Genomic DNA, 9,134 nt, shown 5'->3' on the forward strand with positions numbered 1-9,134 from the left:
GGCGCTACTTAAGTGCCGGTGCGCTTGTCGTTGCCGAATTTCCTGACGACCCGGCGTTCGACCACGACCGAGCGCTGCGCGCCTTGTTCGCCCGCAATCACCCGCGTCGAAGACCGCGCGGAAAGCCGGCCGGCCTTCTTCACTTCGGCAATGACGGATTCGATCGGCAGCCCCATCAGCGAAGCGGCGATTTCGGCCTGCGCTTCCTGATCGTCGGTGATCCCGATCGCGGCGAAAATGGCTTCATCCAGCGTCGGTGGATCGCGCCGGACGCGCCGCGGTCCATATTTCGTATTCCAGTCTTCACTCATTGGGGCCTCTCGTCTGATCCGGAATACCTAGAGCCCGCTATGTTGCATTGCAATATGAATTTGGTGTGGCAATCCAGCTATGCGCCGAACTGTTTCAGAGATTTTCCAACCTTTCGGCATCGTAAATCTCGATCGTCGTGTTGCCGGCGGCAGCCGACTGCAGCGCGCGAACAAAATTGCGGGACGCCGGCACAGCGAAATGGGCCAGCAGGGCGGCGCGATCGACCCATTGTTCGACAAATACGAGCCGCAACGGATTCTCGCAATCGGTGTGCACGGCGTGGGAGATACAGCCGGGCTCTTTGCGCGAGCGATGAACATGATCGAGACAGAGTTCGAGAGCTTCATCGATCGAGTCTTCCCGTGCGGTCACGCTGCCTGTCACCAGGATCATGCTGTCTCTCCGCCGCTTTTGATGTTCGTCATCCTCAGGAGATTGTATCGCTGGCGCCGGCAAAGTCGATCGGCTGTTGCGGCCAGCGCTTCAGCGCGGCGCGTCCCGCATCGGTCAGGACATAGATGCCGCGCTCGGCGCGGTCGAACCAGCCATAGACGTTGTGCAGCAGAATTTTCGGTGCGTCGGGAATCTCTGGCTTGAGATCCCGCACGCGCCGCGGGCCCTCCGACAGCGCCGATGCGCAGGCTAACGCCTGCTGGCGATACGCGGTCATGATCGGTGAACGCGTGCTTCCGCCCAGCGCCGGGTCGCCCTTGCGGCGCCGATGTTCGGCGACCAGGCGCGAGCGCTTCTTCGGGTTGCGGCGCGGGCTTGTCGTGGCCGGCTTGACGAGCACCTCGACGTCGCCGGTATTGGTGACCGCGAGCATGCCGAAGCCGAGCCGGCGACAGAGATTGCGATAGCGCGCGTCGCTCTCGCGTCCCTTGCCGCGCGCGGACATTTTTGCGGCGAGCCAAACCTCATCACAGGCGCCGGCGCGATCGACCGCCTGCAAAACCAGTTCAAGATTGAATGTCAGCTTCAACTCGCCGATCACGACGACCGGCGGATCGCCGCCGCTCAGCGCCACGAGATCACAGCCGCCGACTTCGCCCTTGACCGTGAAGCCGAGCTTTTCGAGGAAGCGTTTGACGGGCAGATAAAGCGCAGTTTCCAAGGGTCCAAGCTCCGGTGTCGCCTGCGCGACTCAGTGCCAGAGTCTAGCCTGATTTGCATGAGAGGATTTGATCAAAGGGTAGGGAAGCGGTTACCATGCGTCCCGGGACCAGGCAGATAACGTAGGACTGATTTCACTGCGAAATCCGAGGATTCGCAGGTCGCGCCGCAATTCGTCGATGCCGGAGCGGCTTCAGATGCTGCGGGGACTTTACAAGATCGAGATGCACACGGTGCATGGTTCGCGCCGCGGCGTTGTTTATGTATATGACGGCAAGATGATGGGCGGTAATTCGGCCTTCGCCTTCATCGGCAGCTACCGGGATTCTGGTAACGGCGATGTATTGGCCGACATATCGACATTGCGCCACAACGACGATCCGAATTTCCAGCCCTTGTTCAAGACCGATAAGATCAGCCTGACACTCAAAGGCAGGCAGCAAGGCCAGCAATATCATTTCGAGGGTGGTACGACGCAAATGCCCCGCATTGCCGTCACCTCGGTGATGACCCCCATTAGCGAAGAGGCCGCGCCTCCCGTACTTTCGGCCGGAACCGGTGGCATCAAGAACGGCCTTTATTCAATTCACATCCGGATGCTGGACGGCATCGACGGCGGCAACACCGGCGTGATGGTGCTGCACGATGGCGCGATCCGCGGCGGCGATGGCTTCTTCGATTATATGGGGTCCTACACCAGCGCGAACGGCAGATGGAAAGGCGAAATCGTCAACCACGAGCACACGCCGAGCCAGGGTGAGCGCCCGGTGTTTGGCGGCTATGAGGTCGGCATCGGCTTTTCCGGCACCTACACCGATGAAGGTGCGGTCGCGGAAGCCACGGCGCTCGCGGGCAAACGCAGCATTCGCTTCAGCGCGGTGCTGAAGAGGCTAGCGGAGGCGTGAGGCCTAAACCCGCCCGGTCACCGGGAGCAGCGCGCCGGTAACGGCGCTGGCCGCATCGCTTGCCAGAAACAGCATCACCTCAGCCAGTTCTTCCGGTCTTACCCATTTTGTGAAATCAGCCGTCGGCATGCTGGCGCGGTTGACTGGGGTGTCGATGATTGACGGCAGAACGGCGTTGGCGGTGAGCTTGCCTTTCCATTCCGCCGCGAGCGCCTCGGTGAGACGATGCACGCCGGCTTTGGACGCGGCGTAGGGCCCCATGCCGATGCCGGCCTGCAGCGCGCCCATCGCGCCGACGTTGACGATCCGCCCGGCGGGGGAGGCGACGAGGTAGGGGAGTGCCGAGCGAGACGCGTTCAGCGCGGTCAGGACATTGAGTGCATACATGCGCTGCCAGGTTCCGGTCTCGCCCTCGGCGATCGCCTCAAACGCAAAGCCGCCCGCAATATTGATCAGCACGTCGAGCCTGCCAAAAAGCGCGGCGACGGTGTCGATGGCATTTTTGGCTTGCGCCGGATCCGAAAGATCGACGCCGCCGAGTTCGATCCGATTTTCCGTCGCCGCGACTTGCGTCGGCGCGTGATCCACCCCGGCCACGCGCGCGCCCCGGGCCAGCGCCGCTTCCGCGACCACCTTGCCCAGTGCGCCCGAGGCGCCGGTGACGACAACGACTTTTCGGTCCATGATTGGATCTCCGGGGCAAAGGCGCCAAGGGCGAGGGTGTTACACTATCGCCATGCGAAATTCATTTGCAATGCTGTAGAAATTTGCGGCCAAATGCAGGTTCGCGAGGGATCGCACTGCGCAAGCGGATACTTGGGATATTCAGATGTCTGACGCGCCACGGCCTTGCGACACTCACCCCGATATTGTCGAATTCAAATATCCGCTTCCGCGCCTCGCGCAGAGTCTCAAAAGCCAGCGTAAGGTCAAGATCGTGGCGATCGGGTCGTCATCGACGGCGGGCGAGGGCAACATCGTGCCTTTTCCTTGCCGGCTTGAGCTCGCCTTGAGGGGGCAGTTTCACGGCCGGATGATCGACGTGCTCAACCGCGGGATCGGCGGCCAGGAGGCGCTGGACGAACTGTCGCGCTTTGATCCGGACGTAATCGGCGAGGCACCTGCGCTGGTGATCTGGCAGGTCGGCACCAATGCGGTGTTTCGTTTGGGACAATACAGTTTCGACGACGTTGCCGCGTCGATCGCGACAGGACTCGACCGGATCGCGGGTTTCGGCATGGATGTGGTGCTGATGGATCTGCAATACACCACGGCCATCGTGGGTCCCGACAAGATCAAGGCCGCCGAGCAGATGGTATCGTTGATATCGGCCGCCGCCGAGAAGGCAAACATCAACGTGTTTCGGCGCTTCGCCCTGATGCGGCGCTGGTGTTGCGGCGACGGGATCCCGATTGCCGAACTGATCGATCCAACCGACCCCGATAAGCTTCATATGAGCGATTGGGCTACCAATTGTGTTACCCAGGCGCTCTACGGCGCGATCGCCGCTGCGCTTCGGGCGACTGCCTGAGACGCTGCGGCCGCGCGTGATCGTTAAAATTTGCCGGAGTTTTGTAAGCGAACGGCAGAACCATCCCGCTATACGTCGGGGGCGCTCGATCCAGGGACTGGGAGACACCCACGATGAGATATCTGCCTGACCACGGTTTGCCGCTGATTCAGCTGAAGGAGCAGCGCCGGGATTTGATTGTCGCGCTGCAGAACCGCAATGGCCCGGTCAGCGGCTGGGAGTTGATGCAGATCGCCGCGGTTCAACAGGCGATCTCGGCATTCGAAGACGTCATCGCTGACCTCGACGCGGAAATGGAAGCGGCGGCGTAAGGCAGTTCTTGCCTTTGTCTTGTCGCTTGTCCTGACCGGACGAGCAGGGTCAGGACTCCAGATAGCGCGCCTCTAATCTGGCGCGTTCTCCCGGCATGAGGCCCAGCCCGTCCCGCAAATAATTTTCGAGATTGCCGTAGTCGGCGCCGATGGCATCGAACGCGGCGGCAAGGAACGAGGCTTCCACCGATCCGAGCACCTGACGGACATCATCGGGCAGATCGCTGCTGGCGGAGGGATCGCGCCGGTAGAAGCGATTGGTGAGCAGATAATCCTGCGCAATCAGATCGTCCGGCACGCCGAGCGCATGCAGGATCAGCGCGCAGGCGAAACCGGTTCGATCCTTGCCGGCGGTGCAATGAATCACCAGCGGCGCGCGGTCCTCCAGCAGATGAGCGAACAGGGCGCGGAAGCTGGACGTGTTCTGACGCACATAGTTGCGGTAGGAATCGCGCATCACATCCAGTGCATCGGCCGATGACAGCGCGGCGCCGGCGGCGAGCCGCGCGTGCAGCGCCGCCACCACGGTCGGCTCGATCGGCAGCGAATGGACTGCAATCTCCGTTAATCCGCACATCGCCGCAAGACGCTCCTCGGTGCCGCGGAAATCGAACGCGCTTTTCAGGCCCAGGCCACGCAAAATCGCAATATCGGCTTCGGTGACGTGGCCGAGATGGTTGGAACGAAAGATCTGCCGCCAGCGCAACCGGCGGCCGTCTTTGCCGGGATAGCCCCCGAGATCACGGAAATTGCTGGCGCCGGCAAGATTGAAATGGCGGACGGGAGGATCTGACATGGGACCAGCTTAAGCGACCTTCTGCGGCGGAGAAATGACTGACAGGCGTATCGCTTGCTTTGCTCGCTCTGGTCTATACTTGACCCTCAAACGGGGGCAAACATGAATCGCAAAGCTGTCATCATTCTCCGCGCGGCATTATTCGCCACGGCAATTGCGACCGGTTCATCGCCCGCGTCAGCACAGACGTTCCAGAGTTATCGCTGCAGTGACGGCACCCGGTTCCTGGTCGGATTCTTCGAATACGATAAACGCGCGTTTCTGCAGATCGATGGAAGGGCGGTGACGCTTGCCCGGCGCCTGGCTTTGTCAGGCTCGCGCTATTCGGGTGGCGGCGTCACGTTGAAAATCACCGGCGCAGGCACCACGATCAGGCACGCCAAACGGCCGGCGACGGCGTGCGAGCTGACATGAAAAAAGGCCGAAACATTTGTTTCGACCCTTTCAGCATCCTTGATCTTCCACCAGACACCAGCGACAGATCGGCAGCGGCCTTGCGCTTGGCGTCAACGTTCACGCACCGGCTTGGACTCCTCGATCGCCGCCTCGTGATACCAGCTGCTGCTGGACGCGGCGTCGTAGATGCGTGATGGAGTCAGATCGGTCGCGGTCTTGGCCTCTTCGCGCCGACGCCCGCCGCGGCCCCCGGGAGGGAATTGGTAGATCGTTGCCGACCCGTGATTCAAATTCGTATTCATCTGTTGTGCTCCTTAGGTCGCGGTACATCAACTGATGCTGCGCCCGACTCGTTCTCTTGCGGTTACTGAAATTGATATCGTCCCTGCACTTCGCTGGTGCAACCTGATCAAAACGAAATCATTCGCTGTGCAAATTATAGGCATTTCCCGGTTTGCATCCTGGAAAGCAACCATGCACTGGCTAACGCTTGGGCCATAGCCAAGGTTGCGGGATCGCCCGGCTTTCTGGACAAATGTTGCGAACGAACGGCGCGGCTTTAATCGGACCGCCAAAACAGGCTGCGGACTGCTGGATAATCAGGCGTAAATCTGTTCCGAGCCGCTCTCCTTCGGTCCCGCCGACGGCCGGTCCCGCGCGGCTTTGCCGCACCCCGAATGCTGGCTTTGGGCGGGTCGGGACGCCGGATCGTTTTCCTGTGGGGCGCCGTCCCGCACTGCAGCGACTGGCACTTTTATTGCTTGGCAAGGACTGGCCGATGGTGGCCGGGTACGTCTGTGGTGACCAATAGGCTTCGGATTCCCACCTTTTGCATCATCAACTCATGAGAGAACTCAATGACAAAGTATAAGCTCGAGTATATCTGGCTCGACGGATACACGCCGACGCCGAATCTGCGCGGCAAAACACAGATCAAGGAATTCGATTCGTTTCCGACGCTGGAACAGCTTCCTCTCTGGGGCTTCGACGGAAGCTCGACCATGCAGGCCGAGGGTCACAATTCGGATTGCGTTCTCAAGCCGGTCGCGATTTATCCGGACGGCGCGCGCCCCAACGGCGCGCTGGTGATGTGCGAAGTCATGATGCCCGACGGCAAGACCCCGCATGCCTCGAACACGCGCGCGACCATTCTGGATGATGAAGGGGCCTGGTTCGGCTACGAGCAGGAATACTTCTTCTATAAGGACGGCCGTCCGCTCGGCTTCCCGTCAAGCGGCTATCCTGCACCGCAGGGGCCATATTACACCGGCGTCGGCTACAAGAACGTCGGCGACGTCGCGCGCAAAATGGTGGAAGAGCATCTCGACCTCTGCCTCGCCGCCGGCATCAACCATGAAGGCATCAACGCCGAAGTGGCGAAGGGCCAGTGGGAATTCCAGATCTTCGGCAAGGGTTCCAAGAAGGCCGCCGACGAAATGTGGATGGCCCGCTATCTGATGCTGCGCCTCACCGAGAAATACGGCGTCGACATCGAATTCCATTGCAAACCGCTCGGCGACACCGACTGGAACGGCTCCGGCATGCACGCCAACTTTTCCACCACCTATATGCGCGAAGTCGGCGGCAAGGAATATTTCGAGAAGCTGATGGAAGCGTTCAAGGCGAACCGCGCCGATCACATCGCAGTCTACGGTCCGGACAACCACATGCGTCTGACCGGCAAGCATGAGACCGCGTCGATCGACAGCTTCAGCTATGGTATCGCGGACCGCGGCGCCTCGATCCGCGTCCCCCACTCCTTCGTCAACAATGGCTACAAGGGCTATCTGGAAGATCGCCGACCGAACTCGCAAGGCGACCCCTACCAGATCGCTTCCCAGATTCTCAAGACGATCGCTTCGGTTCCGACCGCCTCGAAGGCGGCCGCGGCCTAAGCCGGCCCCACGGCCTCCACGAGGCGTCGGGGCTGCAACCCGATCCGCCGGAACGCCCAGGCGTTTTGGCGGATCATTGCGTTTAAGCGTCCAAGATTTACGTTTCGCGCATCACGTCCAGTGCGACCTCGACCAGCCCTGCGGATGGCTTCAGGCTCATCCGGGCTGGTCTTTTTTTGCCGCTGATTGGTCGCGCGAGGCGCAGCGGGCTGCTAGAAGCGGCCGCGAGCGCGGGCCAAACCAGCCTGCAACGGCAAGCCCGTGAGGAAAGGCTCTTGATGCAGAATGTGGTTCGCGTGCTGTCGACGCTGGCCTTGATGGGCGCGGTCCGCAGCCTCGCCGGACGATATGAAGCGGCCGGCGGCGCGCGCATCGATGCCGATTTCGCGCCGACGCTTGCGTTGCTGGATCGCCTGCGTCGCGGCGAAGGCGCCGACGTCGTCATTCTCACCAAGCAGGCGCTCGACGATCTCGCCGCTCAGGAAGCCGTCGCAGCGGGCAGCTGCGTCGACCTCGCGCGCTCCTATGTCGGCATTGCGGTCAGGGCCGGCGCTGCGCATCCCGACATCGCCACCGAGTCGGCGCTGCGCGCCACGTTGCTCGGCGCCCGTGCGGTGGCGTATTCGCGTCTGGGCGCCAGCGGCATCTTCTTCGCGCAACTGATCGAGCGGATGGGGATTGCATCCGAGATTAACGCCCGCGCCTGTATCGTTCCCCAGGGCTTTACCGCCGAGCGGCTGGTCACCGGCGAGGCCGAGCTGGCGGTGCAGCAGCTCAGCGAGCTGAAGCAGGTCAAGGGTATCGAAGTGGTCGGACCGATCCCGCTTGATCTGCAAAGCCCCGCGGTGTTCTCCGCCGGGCGCTTGGCGGCGTCGAAAAGGGTGGTTCAATCCGATGCCCTGTTGAAATATCTCGCCTCGCCCGAGGTGGCCCCGGCGCTGCACGAGTCCGGGCTCGAGCCCTAGATTCGCCGCAGCTTCAAAGCTAACCTTTTCCACCGGAATGGGCACCATGATCAGACTATCCCGCGCGCTTTTATCGGTTGCGGCAGGTCGCGCCGCCATGACGGCGATCGCGATCGCGGCGGCGGCATGGGCCGATCCATCTCGGGTGAAGGCGCAATCGGCCGATCTCGTGCTGTGCGACCGGCTCGCCGCCGACCCCGCCGATCCCGACAAGCCGGCCGACGTCAAGGGCGTCCCCGACGTCGCGCCATCGGATGTCGCGACCGCGATCAAATATTGCAAGGTCGCCGCCGGCTCGTCGCGGCGGGCGCTGTATCAGCTCGGCCGCGCCTACGCCGCCAACGGGCAAACCCCGGAAGCGATCGGCGCCTGGCGCAAGGCCGCCGACAAGGGCTCGACCTCGGCAATGGTCGAACTCGGCGTGCTCTACGGCAGCGGCGCCGGCGTTGCGAAGGACGAGGCGCAGGCGCGGAAACTGTTCGAGCGCGCCGCCGAAGCCGGCAATCCGCGCGGCGTCACCAATCTCACGGCGCTGTCCGGCGGCGGCGCGCCGTCGGATCCGGCGAGGGCCAGAGAGCTGCTGGCAAAGGCCGCCGAGACCAATGCGGAAGCGCAGTACCAGCTCGGGCTGATGCTGGCGGACGGTACCGGCGGCGCCAGGGACGATGCCGGCGCGCGCAGCCTGTTCGAGAAGGCGGCGGCGCAAAATCATCCCGGCGCGCTGGAACGAATGGGCGCGTTCACGCAGGAAGGACGCGGCGGGCCGAAGGATTCGAGCGCCGCCAAAGCCTATTACGAACGGGCCGCGGCGCTCGGCGACGAAGACGCCAGGAAGGCGCTTGACCGCCTGCGATGTCCCTATGCGATCAAGGACAAGCGCGGAAATCTTGTGACCAATCTTTGCTTTTGA

At 62.3% G+C, this 9,134-nt stretch carries 13 protein-coding genes; 7 read left to right on the top strand and 6 right to left on the bottom strand.

Annotated elements, in window-relative coordinates; genetic code table 11:
* Positions 1-8: 8 nt before the first annotated feature.
* The 3 genes from B5527_RS16155 to B5527_RS16165 all read right to left on the bottom strand — a co-directional run bounded on the left by B5527_RS16155 (position 9) and on the right by B5527_RS16165 (position 1,426).
* Positions 9-311, bottom strand: a complete 303-nt coding sequence (locus tag B5527_RS16155) for a hypothetical protein (RefSeq protein WP_079602401.1) — start codon at positions 309-311, stop codon at positions 9-11.
* A 94-nt stretch (positions 312-405) separates the two neighbouring features.
* Positions 406-705, bottom strand: coding sequence for a putative quinol monooxygenase (locus B5527_RS16160; protein WP_079602402.1), 300 nt, complete (start codon positions 703-705; stop codon positions 406-408).
* 34 nt (positions 706-739) lie between these two features.
* Positions 740-1,426 (bottom strand): DUF2161 domain-containing phosphodiesterase, encoded by a 687-nt coding sequence (locus B5527_RS16165; RefSeq protein WP_079602403.1) that lies wholly within the window; start codon positions 1,424-1,426, stop codon positions 740-742.
* Between the two features lie 196 nt (positions 1,427-1,622).
* Between B5527_RS16165 and B5527_RS16170 the strand changes: the two genes are divergently transcribed.
* Positions 1,623-2,330 carry a hypothetical protein gene (locus B5527_RS16170; protein ID WP_079607318.1) on the top strand — a complete coding sequence of 236 codons (708 nt, stop codon included), beginning with the start codon at positions 1,623-1,625 and terminating at the stop codon, positions 2,328-2,330.
* A gap of 3 nt (positions 2,331-2,333) precedes the next feature.
* Here B5527_RS16170 and B5527_RS16175 read toward each other — a convergent pair whose 3' ends face one another.
* Positions 2,334-3,014 (bottom strand): SDR family oxidoreductase, encoded by a 681-nt coding sequence (locus B5527_RS16175; protein ID WP_079602404.1) that lies wholly within the window; start codon positions 3,012-3,014, stop codon positions 2,334-2,336.
* A gap of 145 nt (positions 3,015-3,159) precedes the next feature.
* Between B5527_RS16175 and B5527_RS16180 the strand changes: the two genes are divergently transcribed.
* Both B5527_RS16180 and B5527_RS16185 read left to right on the top strand, forming a co-directional pair.
* The gene (locus B5527_RS16180) at positions 3,160-3,861 is read left to right on the top strand and encodes an SGNH/GDSL hydrolase family protein (protein ID WP_079602405.1); all 702 of its coding nucleotides are present in this window, start codon (positions 3,160-3,162) and stop codon (positions 3,859-3,861) included.
* 113 nt (positions 3,862-3,974) lie between these two features.
* On the top strand, positions 3,975-4,172 hold the full coding sequence (locus tag B5527_RS16185; RefSeq protein WP_079602406.1) for a hypothetical protein: 198 nt from the start codon (positions 3,975-3,977) through the stop codon (positions 4,170-4,172).
* A gap of 49 nt (positions 4,173-4,221) precedes the next feature.
* On the opposite strand, the gene B5527_RS16190 is transcribed toward B5527_RS16185, so the two are convergent.
* A complete protein-coding gene (locus B5527_RS16190; RefSeq protein WP_079602407.1) occupies positions 4,222-4,968 on the bottom strand; it encodes a tyrosine-protein phosphatase in 747 nt (248 codons plus the stop codon).
* 102 nt (positions 4,969-5,070) lie between these two features.
* Here B5527_RS16190 and B5527_RS16195 point away from each other — a divergent pair, with 102 nt between their 5' ends.
* On the top strand, positions 5,071-5,382 hold the full coding sequence (locus B5527_RS16195; RefSeq protein WP_079602408.1) for an MliC family protein: 312 nt from the start codon (positions 5,071-5,073) through the stop codon (positions 5,380-5,382).
* Positions 5,383-5,474: 92 nt separating this feature from the next.
* Here the strand turns inward: B5527_RS16195 and B5527_RS16200 are convergent, their stop codons facing one another.
* Positions 5,475-5,666, bottom strand: a complete 192-nt coding sequence (locus tag B5527_RS16200) for a DUF2735 domain-containing protein (protein ID WP_079602409.1) — start codon at positions 5,664-5,666, stop codon at positions 5,475-5,477.
* Between the two features lie 555 nt (positions 5,667-6,221).
* On the opposite strand from B5527_RS16200, the gene B5527_RS16205 reads away from it, so the two are divergent.
* The 3 genes from B5527_RS16205 to B5527_RS16215 all read left to right on the top strand — a co-directional run bounded on the left by B5527_RS16205 (position 6,222) and on the right by B5527_RS16215 (position 9,134).
* On the top strand, positions 6,222-7,259 hold the full coding sequence (locus B5527_RS16205) for a glutamine synthetase beta-grasp domain-containing protein (RefSeq protein WP_079602410.1): 1,038 nt from the start codon (positions 6,222-6,224) through the stop codon (positions 7,257-7,259).
* 278 nt (positions 7,260-7,537) lie between these two features.
* A complete protein-coding gene (locus B5527_RS16210; protein ID WP_079607319.1) occupies positions 7,538-8,224 on the top strand; it encodes a substrate-binding domain-containing protein in 687 nt (228 codons plus the stop codon).
* Positions 8,225-8,321: 97 nt separating this feature from the next.
* Positions 8,322-9,134, top strand: a complete 813-nt coding sequence (locus B5527_RS16215) for a tetratricopeptide repeat protein (protein WP_079607320.1) — start codon at positions 8,322-8,324, stop codon at positions 9,132-9,134.

Origin of the sequence: Bradyrhizobium erythrophlei, from assembly GCF_900129425.1 — a bacterium.
GTDB classification, from domain to species: Bacteria; Pseudomonadota; Alphaproteobacteria; order Rhizobiales; family Xanthobacteraceae; genus Bradyrhizobium; species Bradyrhizobium erythrophlei_C.